The organism is Collinsella sp. OM06-18AC (genome assembly GCF_003438785.1).
GTDB lineage: Bacteria > Actinomycetota > Coriobacteriia > Coriobacteriales > Coriobacteriaceae > Collinsella.
This window is the reverse complement of record NZ_QSTX01000004.1, coordinates 96,199-113,655: the sequence shown is the minus strand read 5'-3', so window position 1 is coordinate 113,655 and position 17,457 is coordinate 96,199. Positions and strand designations below refer to the sequence as shown.

General features: G+C 60.2%; 16 protein-coding genes and 1 pseudogene. 12 read left to right on the top strand and 5 right to left on the bottom strand.

All coding sequences use genetic code 11. The annotated features are described in order from the left end of the window. Positions 1 to 732, top strand: coding sequence for a D/L-lactic acid transporter LarD (gene larD, locus DXB86_RS03830; protein WP_117736205.1), 732 nt, complete (start codon positions 1 to 3; stop codon positions 730 to 732). 306 nt (positions 733 to 1,038) lie between these two features. On the opposite strand, the gene DXB86_RS03825 is transcribed toward larD, so the two are convergent. From DXB86_RS03825 to serB, 4 genes are all read right to left on the bottom strand, one after another. Beyond that, positions 1,039 to 1,578 (bottom strand): TetR/AcrR family transcriptional regulator, encoded by a 540-nt coding sequence (locus tag DXB86_RS03825; protein WP_117736204.1) that lies wholly within the window; start codon positions 1,576 to 1,578, stop codon positions 1,039 to 1,041. Positions 1,579 to 1,580: 2 nt separating this feature from the next. After that, a complete protein-coding gene (locus DXB86_RS03820; protein WP_117736203.1) occupies positions 1,581 to 2,483 on the bottom strand; it encodes a LarC family nickel insertion protein in 903 nt (300 codons plus the stop codon). A gap of 10 nt (positions 2,484 to 2,493) precedes the next feature. Then, entirely contained in the window at positions 2,494 to 3,276 is a 783-nt protein-coding gene (gene larB / locus DXB86_RS03815) for a nickel pincer cofactor biosynthesis protein LarB (protein WP_117736202.1), read from the bottom strand. A gap of 114 nt (positions 3,277 to 3,390) precedes the next feature. Beyond that, the gene (serB, locus tag DXB86_RS03810; protein ID WP_117736201.1) at positions 3,391 to 4,026 is read right to left on the bottom strand and encodes a phosphoserine phosphatase SerB; all 636 of its coding nucleotides are present in this window, start codon (positions 4,024 to 4,026) and stop codon (positions 3,391 to 3,393) included. Between the two features lie 256 nt (positions 4,027 to 4,282). Between serB and aspS the strand changes: the two genes are divergently transcribed. Then, complete coding sequence (aspS, locus tag DXB86_RS03805) at positions 4,283 to 6,070, top strand: aspartate--tRNA ligase (protein ID WP_117736200.1); 1,788 nt, start codon at positions 4,283 to 4,285, stop codon at positions 6,068 to 6,070. Positions 6,071 to 6,375: 305 nt separating this feature from the next. On the opposite strand, the gene DXB86_RS03800 is transcribed toward aspS, so the two are convergent. Next, the gene (locus DXB86_RS03800) at positions 6,376 to 7,392 is read right to left on the bottom strand and encodes a LacI family DNA-binding transcriptional regulator (protein WP_117736199.1); all 1,017 of its coding nucleotides are present in this window, start codon (positions 7,390 to 7,392) and stop codon (positions 6,376 to 6,378) included. Between the two features lie 376 nt (positions 7,393 to 7,768). Between DXB86_RS03800 and DXB86_RS10045 the strand changes: the two genes are divergently transcribed. The 10 genes and pseudogenes from DXB86_RS10045 (at position 7,769) to DXB86_RS03760 (ending at position 17,066) form a co-directional block, all read left to right on the top strand. Next, positions 7,769 to 7,924: a hypothetical protein gene (locus tag DXB86_RS10045; protein ID WP_199410982.1), complete on the top strand. Its 156-nt coding sequence runs from the start codon at positions 7,769 to 7,771 to the stop codon at positions 7,922 to 7,924. Positions 7,925 to 7,936: 12 nt separating this feature from the next. Further along, positions 7,937 to 8,386 (top strand): annotated as a pseudogene (locus DXB86_RS10105) (sugar-binding domain-containing protein); the annotation flags it as partial. Next, positions 8,387 to 10,777, top strand: a complete 2,391-nt coding sequence (locus DXB86_RS03795) for a glycoside hydrolase family 2 TIM barrel-domain containing protein (protein ID WP_233504144.1) — start codon at positions 8,387 to 8,389, stop codon at positions 10,775 to 10,777. Between the two features lie 3 nt (positions 10,778 to 10,780). Continuing rightward, complete coding sequence (locus DXB86_RS03790) at positions 10,781 to 11,236, top strand: hypothetical protein (RefSeq protein WP_117736198.1); 456 nt, start codon at positions 10,781 to 10,783, stop codon at positions 11,234 to 11,236. A 153-nt stretch (positions 11,237 to 11,389) separates the two neighbouring features. After that, entirely contained in the window at positions 11,390 to 12,853 is a 1,464-nt protein-coding gene (locus tag DXB86_RS03785) for an amino acid permease (RefSeq protein WP_117736197.1), read from the top strand. Positions 12,854 to 13,271: 418 nt separating this feature from the next. Next, the gene (locus DXB86_RS03780; protein WP_117634215.1) at positions 13,272 to 13,520 is read left to right on the top strand and encodes an HPr family phosphocarrier protein; all 249 of its coding nucleotides are present in this window, start codon (positions 13,272 to 13,274) and stop codon (positions 13,518 to 13,520) included. A gap of 185 nt (positions 13,521 to 13,705) precedes the next feature. Beyond that, the gene (locus DXB86_RS03775) at positions 13,706 to 13,948 is read left to right on the top strand and encodes a FeoA family protein (RefSeq protein ID WP_231500839.1); all 243 of its coding nucleotides are present in this window, start codon (positions 13,706 to 13,708) and stop codon (positions 13,946 to 13,948) included. Positions 13,949 to 13,987: 39 nt separating this feature from the next. Beyond that, positions 13,988 to 14,209 (top strand): FeoA family protein, encoded by a 222-nt coding sequence (locus DXB86_RS03770; protein WP_006234774.1) that lies wholly within the window; start codon positions 13,988 to 13,990, stop codon positions 14,207 to 14,209. Positions 14,210 to 14,332: 123 nt separating this feature from the next. Then, positions 14,333 to 16,660 carry a ferrous iron transporter B gene (locus DXB86_RS03765; protein WP_117736196.1) on the top strand — a complete coding sequence of 776 codons (2,328 nt, stop codon included), beginning with the start codon at positions 14,333 to 14,335 and terminating at the stop codon, positions 16,658 to 16,660. Between the two features lie 205 nt (positions 16,661 to 16,865). After that, complete coding sequence (locus DXB86_RS03760; RefSeq protein ID WP_035136858.1) at positions 16,866 to 17,066, top strand: hypothetical protein; 201 nt, start codon at positions 16,866 to 16,868, stop codon at positions 17,064 to 17,066. Positions 17,067 to 17,457: the final 391 nt, after the last annotated feature.

Here is a 17,457-nt window from a genome sequence, read left to right as displayed (position 1 = left end):
ATGCTTACCAAACTCCTCTGCGAATTCGGCGCAACGGCCCTCATGATCGTCTTTGGCGTGGGTGTTCACTGCGATACCGTGCTCAAGGGCACCAAGTATCAGGGCTCCGGCCATATGTTTGCCATCACCACCTGGTCCTTTGGCATCTCGGTCTGCCTGTTTGTCTTTGGTGGCGCTGTGTGCATGAACCCCGCCATGGTGCTTGCCCAGTGCATCGTCGGCCTGGTGCCGTGGGGCAACTGCATCCCCTTCATGCTTGCCGATATGCTCGGCGGCTTTGTGGGTGCCGTGATCGCTTGGTTTATGTATGCCGATGAGTTCAAGGCTTCCGAGGACGTCGTCGACCCCATTGCCCAGCGCAACATCTTCTCGACCAACCCCACCACCGAGGGCACGAACTATGCTCGTAACTTCTTCTGCGAGGCTATCTGCACCTTCGTGTTCATCAGCGCCATCCTTGCTGCCGCTAGCCGCGCCGGCGAGAACGTTCTGATGCTCGCAATCTGCGTCGGCCTGATCGTTTGGGCCGTTGGCATGGGCATGGGCGGCATCACTGGCTTCGCCATGAACCAGGCCCGTGACCTTGGTCCTCGCATGGCCTATCAGGTGCTGCCGATCAAGAACAAGGCCGACAACAACTGGAAGTACGGCCTGCTTGTTCCTGGCATCGCTCCGTTTGTCGGTGCCGCTCTGGCCGCACTGTTTGTGCACGGTTTCTTGGGCATGTTCTAGTCCAAGACAATTGATATAACGCCCGGGTCCGGCATAGGTTATCTTTCCGCCGCGTCCTCGGACATGCAAGAAGCTCTCGCTGCGCACTTCGTGCGGCGGGAGCTTCTTGCGTCCTGCGGAGTGCGGCGGAAAGTTAACCTATGCCGGACCCTGCGGGAATCCAGTTGCGTTCGAACAAGCAACCAACATATATATCTGAATTTGGATGTGGTGGGCACTTTGTTGTTAGGCGCTTTGAGGTGCGAGTGACACTTTGGGATGCGTGGCGCCTTGGGGTGGGGCGATGCTTTGGGATGAGCTTCTTACTTAGTTGAAGAGGGGCTTAATGGCTGATAGGTAGTCTTTGGCTACGTCCTCTTTTGGGGCTTGGAAGTTGTGCCAGGCCCACCATTGGACCATTCCTACGAAGCTTGAGGCTATGTGGTGTAGTAGGAAGCTTCGGTCCATGGTGGCGGCGGGGCCGTTTGGGTCGGTGGGGACGGTTTCGGCTGCTCGTGACATGATGGTCTTGCGTAGGCAGCCGGCGAAGACGCGTGAGCCGGCGCCGGCTACGAGGGCTCGTACGCCCTGGCGGCGTTCCCAGAGGTTGTTGAGGATATGCTCGACTTGTACGAGCGGATTATCGAGCGGTGTGCCATCGTCGTCGAGGGCGTGGGTGCAGATGTCGCTCACGAGTTCGGACAGTAGGTCATCTTTGCTCTTGAAGAGGCCGTAGAACGTGGCCCGACCCACATGGGCGCGAGCGATGATGTCGCCGACGGTGATCTTGCCGTAGTCCTCCTCGCGAAGGAGCTCGGAGAATGCTGCAACGATGGCGGCGCGGCTTTTTTCCTTGCGGGCATCCATGGCTATGCGTCCGCGTGAACGAGCAGACAGCGGAGCGTGCCGGAGCAGCCCTCGTAGGGGCGCTTACCGGCGCCGTAGCCGACGGCCTCGATGCGGTAGCGGGCCGGCAGGTGCTCGGACGTGCGCAGTGCGGCGACGATGGCGGCGCCCGTGGGCGTCACAAGCTCGCCGGCGACTGGTGCGGGCGTGAGGACGATATTGCCCGCCTGGCACAGGTTGACGACAGCGGGGACGGGAATGGGCATAAGGCCGTGGGCACAGCGGATGGTACCGTGACCCTCGGAGAGCGACTCGACCACGATGTCCTCAATACCCAGGTCATCGAGGCAGATGGCAACAGAGCAGACGTCGATGATGGAGTCGACGGCGCCCACCTCGTGGAACATGACGGTCTCGGGCGTTTTGCCGTGGGCCTTGGCCTCGGCGGCGGCGAGCGCGGTAAAAATGGCGAGCGCGCGACGCTTGGCGCCATCGCTTAGCTGCGAGCCATCGATGATGGCGGTGACGTCCGCCAAAGAACGGTGGTGATGGTGGTGGGCGTGATGGTGGCCCTCGTGGTCGTGGTCATGCTCGTGGCAGTGCTCGTGTTCGTGCTCGCCATGATCATGATGGTGGTGCTCATGCTCGTGCGTGTGCTCGGCAGCTGCTTCGTTGCCGTAGAGCCAGGCCATATCGTGATCGTGGTTCTCGAGCTTCTCTGCCAGCTGAACGTCAAAGTCGCAGGCGTCGATGCCATGCTTGTTTGCGCGTGTAACGGCAATCTCAAAGCCGTCGACCGGCAGCGTGGCGAGCTGCTCGCGCAGATGCTCCTCGCTGGCGCCCAGGTCGAGCAGGGCCGCGACGGTCATATCGCCGCTGATGCCCGAGGTGCCGTCGATGATAAGCGTGTGCTGATGGTTGGACATGAAATGCTCCTTAGCGGGCGCAGGACGTGCCGGCGCTCAGATGATTGATAAGACTTGCCTGGTAGGCGGCACCAAAGCCGTTGTCGATATTGACGACCGAAACGCCGCTGGCGCAGGAGTTGAGCATGGCGAGCAGTGCGGCCATGCCGCCAAAGTTCGCGCCATAGCCCACGCTGGTGGGGACGGCGATGACTGGGCAACTCACCAGGCCTCCGATGACGCTCGCCAGGGCGCCCTCCATGCCGGCGATGGCGATGACCACCTGTGCCTGGGCAAGTTCCTCGGCATGCGCAAGCAGGCGGTGCAGGCCGGCGACACCCACGTCGTAGAGGCGATCGACCTCGTTGCCGTAGAACTCGGCCGTCAACGCGGCTTCCTCGGCAACGGGCAGGTCGCTCGTGCCGGCGCAGGCGACGACGATGCGTCCGTTGCCGTTGGGGGAGGGCTTGCCACCCACCAGGGCGAGCTGGGCGTCCGGGACATATCCCAGGTCGATGCCGTTGCCGAGGAGCTCCGAGGTGCGGGCTGCCTTTTCGTCGTCCAGGCGCGTGACCAGGATGCTCTCCTGGCCGGCATCGAGTAATGCTTTGATAATGGCGGCAATTTGCTCGGCGGTTTTACCGGCGCCGTAGACAACTTCGCCGGCTCCCTGGCGCACCCCGCGCGAAAGGTCGAGCTGCGCAAAGCCCAAATCGGCGGTCGGAGCCGTCTGGATGCGCGTGAGGGCGTCGGCAGGGGTGACTGCTCCGCCGGCAACATCGCTCAGCAGCTGCTCTAGATCTCGCTTATCCATATATGTTCCCTTCGACGGCGCAAAGTTTAGCACTCAAAGGGTATGTTTCCGAACACTAAGACAGAATTGTTCGGAAACTATAGGACAGACTGATTCAATTGCTAGACGGATTGGCTAGTCGCGCAGGATGATGTCCATGGCGAGCATCAGATTGCGCTCGTCGATGGCAAACGGGGCGGCCTCGCGCGTCTTGGGCTTGGCACAAAACGCGATGCCCGTGCCCGCGGCCTGAATCATGGGGATGTCGTTGGCGCCGTCGCCAATAGCGACCGTGTGCGCCATGTCGACGCCGCACTCAACTGCCCAGTCCAGCAGCTGGATGAGCTTGGACTCCTTGGTCACAATGTCGGCAGCCAACTTACCGGTGAGCTTGCCGTCCACGACTTCCAGACGATTGGCCAGGCAAAAGTCGATACCCGCGGCAGCCACGATCTTATCGGCGACCTCGTGGAAGCCGCCGCTCACCACGCCGACCTTCCAGCCCTTGCTGTGCGCCGAGCGCACAAGCTCCAACGCGCCGGGGGTAAACGTCACGCGCTCAAAGGTGCGTTCGAACACGCTCTCGCCCAGGCCGGCGAGCAGCCCCACGCGCTCCTCGAGCGCCTGCTTAAAGTCAAGCTCACCGCGCATGGCGCGTTCGGTGATCTGTGCCACCTGCTCGCCCGCGCCGGCCTCCTCGCCCAACAGGTCGATGACCTCCTGGTTGATGAGGGTGGAGTCGATATCCATAACGATGAGGCGTACAGTCATGGCGGGCCTTTCCAAGTGCAGTTGTATTGGGGCACATTGTCGCACGCCGCACGCCTGTGCGACGGCCACGGTGCGTCAATTGTTTCGTCTCCGTCAAGTCTTTGGGCAGGAGCTACTTTTTCGCGGCACATCGACACAGGTGCGATAAGATAGAACGCCATGTCTGGCTGCGCGGTTTACGCAGGCTGGGCAAATCTGTACGACGCCGCCCGGAACGACACGGGGCGGCACAGATCCATAAAGGAGGATCACTGGTATGAGCCAGACCCGTCCCATCGACGAGCATTCCATGCACACCCGTACTTGCGGCGAGCTTCGCCGCGAGAACGTGGGCGAAGAGGTCACCCTCACCGGTTGGGTGAGCCGTCGCCGCGACCACGGCGGCCTTATTTTTTGCGACCTTCGCGACCGCGAGGGCATCACGCAGCTCACCTTCGACCCCGAGCACTCCGATGGCGATGCCTTTAAGATCGCCGAGACCATGCGTCCCGAGTGGCCCATCAAGATCCACGGCGTCGTGCGCGCTCGTGGCGAGGAGACCACCAACACCAAGCTCGCGACCGGCGAGATCGAGGTCCTGACCGACCATGCCGAGGTGCTCAACACTTCCGTTCCCCCGCCGTTCCAGATCGAGGACGGCATCGAGACCAGCGAGGACACCCGCCTGCGCTATCGCTATCTGGACCTCCGTCGTCCCGAGATGATGGCCAACCTCAAGCTGCGCTCCGACTTTACCTTTGCCATTCGCGAGGCGCTGCACAACCGTGAGTTCATGGAGGTCGAGACGCCCTCCCTGTTCAAGTCCACGCCCGAGGGTGCCCGCGACTTCATCGTCCCCAGCCGCATCCAGCCGGGTAACTTCTACGCCCTGCCGCAGTCCCCGCAGCTCCTGAAGCAGCTGCTCATGGTCGGTGGCGTCGAGCGCTACTACCAGGTTGCCAAGTGCTTCCGCGACGAGGACCTGCGTGCCGATCGTCAGCCCGAGTTCACTCAGGTCGATATCGAGATGTCCTTCGTGGACCAGAACGATGTCATGAGCGCGCTCGAAGAGGTTCTTGCCGATGCCTTCGGCCGCATGGGTGTCGAGATGCCCACGCCGCTGCGTCGCATGAACTACTGGGAGGCCATGGACACCTATGGCTCCGACAAGCCCGATACCCGCTATGGCATGCACTTGGTCGACCTGACCGACATCTTCGCCAACTCCAAGTTCAAGGTCTTTGCGACTGCCGCGAACGAGGAGGGCTCTGTCGTCAAGGCCATCAACGCCAAGGGCGCCGGTGCCTGGGCTCGCGCCAAGATCGATAAGCTTGCCGGCGTGGCTTCCACGTTTGGCGCAAAGGGCCTGGCCTGGATCGCATTCCGCGAGGACGGCTCCATCAACAGCCCCATCGTCAAGTTCTTCTCGGACGAGGAGATGGCCGCCCTGCGCGAGCGCATGGACGTCGAGCCCGGCGACCTTGTGATGTTCGCCGCCGGCCCGCGCCTGCTCTCCGACGAGATCCTGGGCGGCATGCGTTCCCACATGGCTAACGCGCTCGAGATCAAGCGCGAGGGCCACGACTTCCTGTGGGTCGTCAACTTCCCGCTGTTCCACTGGGACGAGGACCGCAAGGCTTACGCTGCCGAGCACCAGCCCTTCACCCTGCCGACCGAGACCGACATCGCCAAGATCGAGGCCAATCCGTTGGCAGCCGGTTCTTGCACCTACGACTTTGTCATGGACGGCTTTGAGGCCGGTGGCGGCGGTATGCGTATCCACAACGCCGAGATGCAGATGTCCATGCTCAAGCTCCTGGGCTTTACCGAAGAGCGCGCCGAGTCTCAGTTTGGCTTTCTCATGGAGGCGCTCAAGTTTGGTGCGCCCCCGATGGGCGGTTTCGCTCTGGGCCTGGACCGCGTGTGCATGCTGCTCACCGGTTCCGACTCCATCCGCGACGTCATGGCGTTCCCCAAGACGGCCAGCGGCTCCGACCTCATGTCGGGCGCCCCGAGTGCCGTTAGCGGCGCCCAGCTCAAGGACGTCAGCCTGCGCCTGATGTAGGCAAGCGGCTACATATTGCCCGTAACGAGGGAAGGACACGTGCCTTCCCTCGTTTTTTATACGCCGAGATTGTGAGGGCATGGGATGACCGGGCGTTGCGGAAAGTGCGTCCCGGAATCTGCGTCCAGAACGGGTCGCGCTTTCCCAAAGGGGGTCCTCTGGGAAAGCGCGACCCAGAATTCGGCAAAATAATGGGACACAGTTTCCGCTTGAGCGGTCTAACGGAAACTGTGCCCCAGAATGAGCGCTCAAAACGGGGCAGGCTTTCCGCAACAACTGTCTGGCGAAAAGCCCGGCCCAGTTTCCTACAGCGAGTCTCTCTGAACGAGCTGCATGTGCATCACGGAGGTGGTGGGCTCGGCACCCTTGATCATGTCGAGCGCAATGTTGGCGGCCATGTGGCCTTCTTCGCGCAGGGGCTGGCGGACGGTCGTGAGTGCGGGGACGCAGCGCGCCGCAATCTCGTGATCGTCGAAGCCGACGACAGAAACGTCCGCCGGAACGGATAGGCCTGCCTCGTTGAGTGCGGTGATGACGCCAGCCGCGATACGGTCCGATCCGCAGAGCACGCCATCGAAAGCAATCTCGCGCGCGAGGATCTGGTGCATGGCCTGATAGCCGTCTCCGCTGTTCCAGCCGGTATAGATAACGTTTGCGCCTGGGAGGTCTTCGCCCAGGACGGTGCGGTAGCCGCGAAGGCGGTCGACAACAGCGGGGTTGTCTTGCGGCCCCAACACGGCGACGATATCTTTGCGCCCGCGCTCTTTCATAGCGAGTGCCGCAAAGCGTCCACCCTCTTCGTCGTCAGAGTAGACTGTCGAGAACACATCGCGATAGGGGTGGCCCTCGAGCTGGCCGCACAACACGGTGGGTACGCCCAGCTCGCGCAGCACCTCGAGCAGCTCGCTGCCCTTGTAAGGGGAGACGTCGATCACGGCGTCGAACGAGCGGCGCTCAAAGTGCTCGCGTGCGCGGTTGCGCTCATGCGTAGAAGACGCCTGCAAGATAACGGGCAGATAGGACGACTCCGACAGTTCCTCGGTAATGCCGCTCAAAAATTCGCTATAGGTGGGGTCGCTGAAGAGCTCACTCAGGGGCTCGGTCACGAGCACGGCGATGATTTCCGTGCGCCCGACAGCGAGCGCTCGGCCGCGAGCGTTGGGGACAAAATTGACTTTCTTGGCCGCCGCACGGACGCGCTTTTTGGTTTCCTCGCTAATGCGGGGCGAATCGTTGAGGGCGCGCGATGCCGTGGAGCGCGACACGCCGGCAGCTGCGGCAACCTCGGCAAGCGTAGGTGCGGTGCGAACTGGCTGGGTCATGGCGTCTCCTGGAAAATGCGGTCGATGTTGTCACTGATACGGGCTGGTGCGGATACAGCTTACTATAGTGCACCTGAACAGCGTTCATGATATCCGGTGACAGGTGTCGTTTTGCAACCAAGCCGCAATCGAATACGTCTCGTGTGGGTGAGATATCAGCGGGCGTGGCGGTTGCCTACGAGCTTAAGAACGATGTTTTGCGTTGAGTTTCGATATTCAGGGTGACATAAGTGTTGCGGTTGTACAACCGGTTGCACCGTTAATCCGGCCAAATCGACCGTTCAGCGGACAACCGGTTGCACAGGTTTTTACATCGCCCGTAAGATAAGGACAACCGGTTGCACAAGAATCACTACGATGACGAAGGAGCATCACCATGGACGCCATTAACGATTGGGAAAACCAAGCGCTCACCCACAGGAACCGCCTGGCACCCCATGCGTACTTTATGGGTTATGAGACCGCCGATCTCGCTGCTACGTACAGCCGCGAGCTGTCGCGCGGGTTTGTTCAGCTGTCTGGCTCGTGGTAGTTCCGCCTCTTTGAGGGGCCTGCTGCCGTCTCCAACGAGGAGCTCTCCACGTACAAGTCCGAGTGGGATCACGTGGAGGTTCCGCACCTGTGGCAGGTAGACGGCTATGGCAACCTTGCCTATACCGACGAGGGTTTCCCGTTTCCGGTGGATCAGCCGTTCGTTCCCTCCGACGACCCCACGGGCGTCTACCAGCGCATCGTCAACCTTCCCGCCGTTCCTGCCGGCGCCCGCGAGATCATTCGCTTCGACGGCATCGAGAGCTATGGCGAGCTGTACGTCAACGGCCAGTTTATCGGCATGACCAAGGGCTCGCGTCTGTCCGCCGAGTTCGACGTGACCGACGCGCTCGTCGAGGGCGACAACCTGTTTGCGGTCAAGGTCCTGCAGTACAGCGATGGCAGCTATATCGAGGATCAGGACATGTGGTGGGCTTCGGGCATCTTCCGCGATGTGTACCTTATGCAGCGTCCCGCCGCGCACCTGGTCGACTTTAGGTTCCGCACGCACCGCGAGGGCGATGCCGCTCTGATCACACTCGATACGGTGGCCGAGGGCGCTACCCGCGTCGTGTTTACGCTCGGCGATGGCGAGAACGTGGTCGCTACGGGCGAGTGTGTCGACGGCCATGCCGAGTGCAGCGTTGCCGATGCCCACTTCTGGAACCCCGAGGACCCCTTCCTCTATGACCTTACGTTTGAGGTCTACGACGGTGACGAGGTCAGCGAGTACGTTCCGCATCGCCAGGGCCTTGCCGAGGTGACGGTCGAGGGCAATCATATCTACCTCAACGGCACCTACTTTAAGATGCATGGCGTCAACCGCCACGATCACGACGATCACAAGGGCCGCGCCGTGGGCCTCGATCGCATGCGCCGTGACCTGGAGCTCATGAAGCGACACAACATCAACGCGGTGCGCACCTCTCACTATGCCAATGACCCGCGCTTCTACGAGCTGTGCGATGAGTATGGCATCATGCTGGTCGCCGAGACCGATATGGAGAGTCACGGCTTCGAGAATATCGGCAATATCGCCCTGGTCACCGACGACCCGGCATGGGAGCCGGCCTACGTCGACCGCATTGAGCGCCTGGTGATGCAGGAGCGCAACCACGCCTGCATCATTATGTGGTCGATGGGCAACGAGAGCGGCTATGGCTGCAACATCCGCGCGATGTACGCCAAGGCTCACGAGCTCGATGATCGTCCGGTCCATTACGAGGAGGACCGCAACGCCGATACCGTCGACGTCATTTCCACGATGTACTCCCGTGTGTCGCAGATGAACGACTTTGGTGAGCATCCGTTCCCCAAGCCGCGCATCAACTGCGAGTACGGCCACTCCATGGGCAATGGCCCCGGAGGCCTGTCCGAGTACCAGGAGGTCTTCGATCGCTGGGATTGCATCCAAGGCCAGTTTATCTGGGAATGGTGCGACCACGGTTTGGCTGCTGTGACCGAGGACGGCGTTGCTTACGATATGTATGGTGGCGACAACGGCGATTACCCCAACAACAGCAACTTCTGCATCGATGGCATGGTGTTCCCTTGGCAGCAGCCGAGCCCGGGCCTCACTGAGTATGGCCAGGTCATCTGCCCGGTTCGCATGGCCTACGATGCCGAGGCAGGCGAGCTGACCGTCACGAACAAGCGCTGGTTTACTACCCTCGAGGATGTCTGCCTGTCGGCGGAGACCCTGGTAGACGGCGATGTAGTGTGCCGCAAGACGCTTATGCCCGGCGCGGTGGCTCCCGGCGAATCCGTCCAGCTGCCACTGGTGATTCGCGAGGCCGCGGTAGGCGAGACCCTGCTGACCGTGCGCGCCTACACCATGGCGGCTCACGCCTGGTGCGAGCCGATGTTCCAGCTGGGCGCAAGCCAGTTTGCCATCGCAAACCATCCGGCGCCGGCCATCGCCGCCCCCGCTCGTCCTGAGCTTACGGTCGAGGAGACCGAGCAAGAGATCCGCATTCACTCCCTCAACGGTGAGCTGACCTTCAGCAAAGTCAACGGTACCGTGAGCGAGTGGAAGGCATCCGGCCGCGACGTAATGGCCTCTGGTCCCCAGGTTGGTTTTTGGCATCCGCTCGTCGACAACCACGCTCAGGAGTATGACTCCCTGTGGAAGGACAACTTCATCGATGTGATGCAGACGTCTACCCGCAAGGTTTCTTGGAAGCAGGACGGCAATGCGGTCGTCGTTACCGTGAGCCAGCGTATCGCTCCTCCCGTCCGCGCGTTCGGCATGCGCGTCGAGCTCGTCTACACCGTGCTTCCGAGCGGTCGCGTCGACCTCAAGGTTTCCGGCGAGCCCTACGGCGATTACTCGGATATCATCCCGCGCATCGGCATCTCCTTCGAGGTCCCCGGTTGCAATCGTGCCGTCGAGTGGTGTGGCCACGGCCCGGGCGAGAACTATCCGGACTCGCTGCGCGCCAACCCGGTCGGTCATTACCGCACTACGGTCGACGACATGTTCACGCCCTACGTTATGCCTCAGGACTGCGCCAACCGTGAGGGTACCCGCTGGGTTGCCCTGCGCTCCAGTCACGGTGACGGCGTGTTGGTGACTCGTCCGGCTGATGCCGCCTCCAACCCGTTCTCGTTCTCGGCATGGCCCTATAGCTGCGAGGCAATCGATAACGCCAAGCACGTCTATGACCTTGTCAAGGGCGATACGGTCACGGTCAACATCAACGACCAGCTGCTCGGCCTTGGCTCGAACTCTTGGGGTTCCGAGGTACTCGATTCCTACCGCACCCGTTTTGAGAGCTTCAGCTTTGAGGTGTCCCTGCGACCGCTGACGTCTGCCGATCTGGCTCAGGCGCTGGCACCCATTAAGGAGGCATAAGTCATGCATGTCTTTAACTCGCGCGCCGATTTCGACGCTCAGATGAAGTCCGTCAAGAAGTGGATGCGCACCGGCCAGGCGCTCGATGGTGTTGCCGACCTGCAGCACGACGTGGCGTACTCCATCGGCGACTCGTTGGTGTACTGGTGGGTGAACGCCCACGAGGCAGCTACCGCCGATCTGGTCGGTCACCGTCGCTACCATGCCGTGCTCGCCCCGCTCGACGGCGACCTGACCGTCGAGGTGGCTTCCAAGACGGATCTTACCTGCACGCGCGCCTACAGCGATATCGACGATCGCGAGCGCTTTGAGGGTACGGGGGAGACCGTGACGATTCCCGCCGGCGGCGTTGCCGTCGTCGAGATCGACGAGGCCTACCGTGTCGTGGCCGATGCCGCGGATCCCCGCGTCGTGGTACTGCACGTGACGGTTGAAGGTTATTCCTTCCCCAACAAGTAGTATTCGTCCGTTTGGACGTTTGCTTCGCGCCGTTAAGGGGGATGGCTTTGTTGACTCCCTTTTCCCCATTCCCCTTAGCAGGTGCGTCGTCCACGATTGCGCTTGCAGTCCGGACGGTTTTAGATGAGATATAACGGATGATTGGGAGGGCTTATGAGCTCTGAAAAACGAGGAACGATCGGTTCGTTCGCTCTGCTGGGCATGACGGTCGCCGCCGTGTTCGGTATCAAGAACATCATCAACAACAACGCGGCCATCGGCTTGGCAGCTGCGCCGTCGTTCTTCTTCGCCACGCTTTTGTACTTTGTCCCCTATACCCTGGTTACCGCTGAGTTCGTCGGCCTCAACAGGGACTCCGAGTCTGGCGTGTACGCATGGGTTAAGACCTCGATGGGTGGTCGCTGGGCGTTCCTGACGGCATTTAGCTACTGGTTCGTTAACCTGTTCTACTTTGCGTCCGTCCTGCCCAACGTCATCATTTACGCGAGCTACGTGTTCTTTGGTGCCAATGCCGAGCTCTCGCAGCTGTGGATCACCATTATCGAGATCGTCGTCTTTGCTATCGCCACGTGGGTTTCGACCAAGGGCGCTAAGTGGATCGGCTCCATTTCCTCCTTCGGCTCGACCGCGGCTCTCGGCCTGACTGCCGTGTTCATCTTGCTGTCCCTGGCTGCTGCCTTTGGCGGCGTCGAGTTCGCTACGGCTCCTACCCCCGCTAACATGGCTCCCGACATGAGCAACTTCGCAACTATGTGGGGCTTCTTCGGTACGCTTGCCTGGATCATCCAGGGCGTTGGCGGCGCTGAGTCTGTCGGCGTGTTCCTTAACGACCTTAAGGGCGGCGTCAAGGCCTTCGTGCGCACCGTCGTTATCGCCGGCCTGACCATCGGCCTTCTGTACGCAGGTGCTTCGCTGCTGGTCAACCTGTTCATTCCCGAGGGCGGTGTTGCCATCTCCACCGGTATCTTCGACGTATTCGGCGCTGTCTTTGCCCACTTTGGCATTCCCATGGAAGTGTCCACGCGCGTCATTGGCCTGATCCTTCTCGCTGCCACGCTGGGCTCCCTCATGATGTGGACCTCTGCTCCCATCAAGGTCTTCTTCACCGAGATCCCCAAGGGCGTCTTTGGTAGCAAGATCGTCGAGCTCAACGAGCACGGCATTCCCGCCCGCGCCGCTTGGCTGCAGTTCGCCATCGTCGTCCCCATCCTGATCATCCCGGCCCTGGGCTCCGGCAACCTCGACGACCTGCTCATGATCGTCACCAACATGACGGCTGCCACTGCTCTGCTCCCGCCGCTGCTGATCCTGCTTGCCTACTTTATGCTGCGCAAGAACTTCGACGCCGCTCCCCGTGACTTCCGCATGGGCTCGCGCAGCTTTGGTCTGGTCGTTGCCGCATTCCTGCTTGTGGTCTTCTGCTTTGTGCTTGTCTGCGGCACCATCCCGCTCGATCAGCCGCTGTGGCTGACGCTGGTCTACAACGTTGGCGGTGTGGTTGTCTTCCTGGGCCTTGCCGTGATGTGGTACAACCGCTATATCAACCGCCTGCGCGAGACCGATCCCGAGGCCGCCGAGAGCGAGCTGCGCCCCTCCGTCCTCGACATGATGGAGTAGCGGCTAGGATTAATCTACGGCTGTGGAATAAATCGATTCCCTTTCCTAAGGAGGGGCCTTACGAGGCCCCCCTTGTGTTTTGGGGCATGGTTTTGGACCCCGTGGTCAAAAAATGCCAAATATGAGTACTGTTGCAAAAGAGGTGTCATATTATTCGGCCTGTTCTGAGCAAAAACGGGCTCAAAATCAATTTATATAACCCCCTTTAAAGGGCGTTTGACGGCTTTCAACCTCTTCGAATCGCTCAAAGGAGGCAATTTGCTCTCGATTTTGCTGCTACTAAATTGGTGACAGTACTCATATTTGCCACTTTTTGCCCACGAGGTGTTCAGAGGAGCTCTCGACAAGCATCTAACGCTACAATAACTACCACGTGGCTGGGTTTGCCGGCCGAATGTGCGATGCCGTGGGAGGGGACATGGTCGAGTTTACAAAGACGATTAAAGATCCGTTGGGACTGCATGCCCGCCCGGTTGCGCTGCTCTATGACATAATTGCCAAGCATCGTAGCAACGTATCGGTCAGCATCGGCGATCGCCATACCGACGGCCGCGATGTAATGGGGCTCATGGCTCTCTACGGCGAGTGCGGCGAGGACATCATCTTCCGCATTTCGGGCGTAGACGAGGCCTCGTGTGTCACGTCGATCAGAAACCTCTCCCTCTAAACGCAACAATGTGACAAAGGGGCTGTCCCCTTGTCACACCTGTTTCATATGGGAAACTTTTTCGAAAACTGAATAGGGACCCTTTCCAAAAAGTTAACCACGTGCTAGTTTACTGTAGCGAACATAGACGTGGTTAACTTTTGCTGCGTCGATGTTGAGGACGAACTGACGTTAGGAGCACACTCATGTCTTGCGGACCGCAGATGCCGGCCATGCCGCTTTCGATGGTGAAAGCGGGCGAAACCGTGCACGTGTCTCGTGTAAAGGGCAATGAGGACATGAAGCACCACCTCAAGGACCTCGGCTTTGTCGAGGGCAGTGAGGTTCACGTGGTGAGCTCGAGTGGCGCCAATATCATCGTCACCGTGCTGGGCGCACGCTTTGGTATCGACACCAAGGTCGCCATGCACATCATGACCGTCGGTTAGTTCGCAGCATTTCATAAAAGCTGAAAGGGGGAAAAGAATATGAAGACGTTGGGTGACGTTAAGGTGGGCGAGAGCTCTACCATCGTCAAGCTTCACGGCGAGGGCGCGCTTCGCCGTCACCTTATGGACCTGGGCCTCATCAAGGGCACTTCGTTCAAGGTCGTTAAGGTTGCACCGCTCGGAGATCCGGTCGAGATCAACGTGCGCGGCTACGAGCTTTCCATCCGCAAGGAGGAGGCTGCCGTCGTCGAGGTCCAGTAAGGGCCCGCGGCAACTATTTATGCAGATAAAGTTAGGTTTTTCTAACTTAAATTTGCAATGTTGAAGCACATTATCCAGCCCGTGCGGAGAAAGCAGCGCGGGCACACAAGGAAGAAGGATTGAATGGCGGATTCTCAGATCCATGTCGCGCTGGCGGGTAACCCCAACTGCGGCAAGACCACGCTTTTCAACCTGATCACCGGCGCCAACGGCTACGTTGGCAACTGGCCCGGCGTCACGGTTGAGAAAAAGGAAGCCAAGCTCCTGAGTGACAAGAACGTCACGATTACGGACCTCCCCGGCATCTACTCGCTTTCCCCCTACAGCCCCGAGGAGCAGTGCTCGCGCGACTACCTCATGAGCGGCGAGCCCGATGTCGTTGTCCAGGTGGTCGACGCGACCAACCTTGAGCGCAATCTGTACCTGGCACTTCAGGTCATCGAGACCGGCCTGCCCGTGGTCGTCGCCCTCAACATGGCCGACCTGGTCGAGAAGAACGGCGACAAGATTGACACGGACAAGCTTTCCAAGAAGCTCGGCTGCCCGGTCATGATGATCTCGGCTCTTAAGAACAAGGGCATTACCGAGCTCTTTGAGCAGGTCAAGAAGTCCGCTGCTTCCAAGGGCCAGGTGCCGGAGCACAAGTTCGATTCCTCTATCGAGGACGTTCTGGACCATATCGAGAACAACCTGCCGGCGAGCGTTCCCGCCAACAAGCGTCGCTACTACGCTGTCAAGCTGTTTGAGCGCGATGCGGACGCCTGCAAGCTCATCAACCTCACCAAGGAGAAGGCCGCTCGCGTCGAGCAGCTGGTCGCCCAGTGCGAGCAGGATTGCGACGACGACGCCGAGTCCATCATCACCGGCGAGCGCTATGGCGTGATTGCCCACATTATCGACGAGTGCATGACCAAGGCTCCGGCCAAGATGAGCACCTCCGAGAAGATCGACCGCGTGGTTACCAACCGTATCCTGGGCCTGCCGATCTTTGTGGTCATCATGTTCTGCGTGTACTACATCGCCGTTTCCACCCTGGGCGGCACGGTGACCGACTTCACCAACGACCAGCTCTTCGGCACCGACGGCTGGTACGTGCTCGGTCAGGGTCGCGACGCCTATGACGCAGCTGTTGAGGCTGCGGGCGACAACGCCGACTCGGTCGACCCGGCGCAGTACGGCCCCTATGTCCCGGGTATCACCACCGCGGTGCATGACGCTCTCGTGGCGGGCGGTACCGAGGACGGTGGTCTGGTCGATTCGCTGGTCTGCGACGGCATCGTGGCTGGCATCGGCGCCATCATGGGCTTCGTCCCGCAGATGTTCCTGCTCTTTGTGATGCTGTCTTTCTTGGAGGACTGCGGTTACATGGCCCGCGTCGCCTTCATCATGGACCGCGTGTTCCGCCGCTTTGGCCTGTCCGGTAAGTCCTTTATCCCCATGCTCGTGTCCTCGGGCTGCGGCGTCCCCGGCGTCATGGCTACCAAGACCATCGAGAACGAGAAGGACCGCCGCATGACGGTCATGACCACCACGTTCATCCCTTGCGGCGCCAAGCTGCCGATCATCGCCCTGCTTATGGGTTCCATCATTGGCGACTCTTCTACCACCGCTGCGTGGATCAGCCCGCTCTTCTACTTCCTGGGCGTCTTTGCCGTCATTGCCTCGGGCCTCATGCTCAAGAAGACCAAGCTCTTCGCCGGCCGCCCGACGCCGTTTGTTATGGAGCTTCCTGCCTACCACTTCCCGGCGATCCGCTCTTGGGCGCTGCACGTGTGGGAGCGCTGCTTCGCCTTTATCAAGAAGGCCGGCACGGTCATCTTTGCGTCCACCGTCGTCGTTTGGTTCCTCTCCAACTTTGGTAGCTACAACGGCGCCTTTGGCTACCTGCCTTCCATGGAGGGCATCCCCGAGGAGTTCATGGATTACTCCGTGCTTGCCATGTTCGGCAACCTGGTCGCTTGGATCTTCGCCCCGCTCGGCTTTAGCACCTGGCAGGCCACCGCACTGACCGTCTCTGGCCTCGTCGCCAAGGAGAACGTTGTCGCCACCGCCGGCTCGCTGCTGTCCGTTGCCGACGCCGGCGAGACCGACCCGAGCCTGTGGACCGCGTTTGCGGCTATGTTCCCGACCATGGGCGCTTGCGTCGCCTTTGGTGCCTTCAACCTGCTGTGCGCTCCGTGCTTTGCCGCTATCGGCACCATCCGTAACCAGATGAACTCCGGTAAGTGGACCGCGATTGCCATCGGCTACGAGTGTGCCTTTGCTTGGGTCATCGGCCTGTTCATCAACCAGTTCTATAACCTGCTTGTTCTTGGGCAGTTTGGTATCTGGACGGTTGTGGCCATCGTGCTGCTGGCTGCGATGCTCTTCCAGATCTTCCGTCCCATGCCCAAGCATGCATGGACCGACGAGGACGAGACCAACACCGCTTCTGCCACGGTTTCCGCCTAAGTCCGAATAAGGATTAGCCCCTTTTCACGAGCCCGGGTGTCCCAGCGACACTCGGGCTTTTTGGTGCAATGGGGGAGAGATTGCTTTGTTCCAGAAGTTAAGATGTGACGTTTCCGCAGATAAAACCGACCAAAATAAACCTGCCCCTTTTTGGCAGGTGGAAGATGGGGTAAAGTAAATGGTGGTTAACTAGAGGAGGCTTGCTATGGCACCTATCGATATTGTTGTGTTGGCTGTTATCGGCATTGCGTTTGTCGCCGTGTGCGTGCGCATCTACCGCAAAGGCACCTGCGCCGATTGCGCTCAGGGTGGCGTTTGCACGGGACATTGCTCCAACAAAAAGACCTGCGCCGCACTTAAGGGCGTAGACAAAATTGCCGAAGACTTGGGCCGCGGGATCAAATAGGACTCAGGCATCAAAGCGCCCCGCGAGCATCCGTTCACGGGGGCGCTTTGTGCATTCGGGGGCGAGCGCGGCGATTGGACTCGATGCCGCCGGCCGTCCGCATTTGAGTCGTTAGGGAGGGTGCCCCCTCTTGCGGCGTACATTTTTGGGAATATTCAGCAAACGTATGTCCCGATAGAGGGGCAGAACGGCTGTTTTAAGTGCCTCCGATGGCGTAATTCGCCATCGGAGGCACTTATTTATGCCGATCGGGCGCAAAATGCGCACCAAATGGGGCGTCGAGGACGCTGCGCGGCGCACTCCGATGCTGAATATTCCCAAAAATGTACGTCGGGACATGACCCACCTGGGCAAAAGCACACAAGTTCGGTGTTCAGGGGTGCCAGTATCG

What these genes read in the sequence shown, in the direction of transcription:
- DXB86_RS03785 (WP_117736197.1), top strand. Translation starts at nt 11,390, where the DNA reads ATGAGCTCTGAAAAACGAGGAACGATCGGTTCGTTCGCTCTGCTGGGC.
- DXB86_RS03770 (WP_006234774.1), top strand. Translation starts at nt 13,988, where the DNA reads ATGAAGACGTTGGGTGACGTTAAGGTGGGCGAGAGCTCTACCATCGTC.
- DXB86_RS03760 (WP_035136858.1), top strand. Translation starts at nt 16,866, where the DNA reads ATGGCACCTATCGATATTGTTGTGTTGGCTGTTATCGGCATTGCGTTT.
- DXB86_RS03790 (WP_117736198.1), top strand. Translation starts at nt 10,781, where the DNA reads ATGCATGTCTTTAACTCGCGCGCCGATTTCGACGCTCAGATGAAGTCC.
- DXB86_RS03820 (WP_117736203.1), bottom strand. Translation starts at nt 2,483, where the DNA reads ATGTCCAACCATCAGCACACGCTTATCATCGACGGCACCTCGGGCATC.
- DXB86_RS03800 (WP_117736199.1), bottom strand. Translation starts at nt 7,392, where the DNA reads ATGACCCAGCCAGTTCGCACCGCACCTACGCTTGCCGAGGTTGCCGCA.
- DXB86_RS03780 (WP_117634215.1), top strand. Translation starts at nt 13,272, where the DNA reads ATGGTCGAGTTTACAAAGACGATTAAAGATCCGTTGGGACTGCATGCC.
- DXB86_RS03795 (WP_233504144.1), top strand. Translation starts at nt 8,387, where the DNA reads ATGCAGCGTCCCGCCGCGCACCTGGTCGACTTTAGGTTCCGCACGCAC.
- DXB86_RS03765 (WP_117736196.1), top strand. Translation starts at nt 14,333, where the DNA reads ATGGCGGATTCTCAGATCCATGTCGCGCTGGCGGGTAACCCCAACTGC.
- larD (WP_117736205.1), top strand. Translation starts at nt 1, where the DNA reads ATGCTTACCAAACTCCTCTGCGAATTCGGCGCAACGGCCCTCATGATC.
- aspS (WP_117736200.1), top strand. Translation starts at nt 4,283, where the DNA reads ATGAGCCAGACCCGTCCCATCGACGAGCATTCCATGCACACCCGTACT.
- DXB86_RS03775 (WP_231500839.1), top strand. Translation starts at nt 13,706, where the DNA reads ATGTCTTGCGGACCGCAGATGCCGGCCATGCCGCTTTCGATGGTGAAA.
- serB (WP_117736201.1), bottom strand. Translation starts at nt 4,026, where the DNA reads ATGACTGTACGCCTCATCGTTATGGATATCGACTCCACCCTCATCAAC.
- larB (WP_117736202.1), bottom strand. Translation starts at nt 3,276, where the DNA reads ATGGATAAGCGAGATCTAGAGCAGCTGCTGAGCGATGTTGCCGGCGGA.
- DXB86_RS10045 (WP_199410982.1), top strand. Translation starts at nt 7,769, where the DNA reads ATGGACGCCATTAACGATTGGGAAAACCAAGCGCTCACCCACAGGAAC.
- DXB86_RS03825 (WP_117736204.1), bottom strand. Translation starts at nt 1,578, where the DNA reads ATGGATGCCCGCAAGGAAAAAAGCCGCGCCGCCATCGTTGCAGCATTC.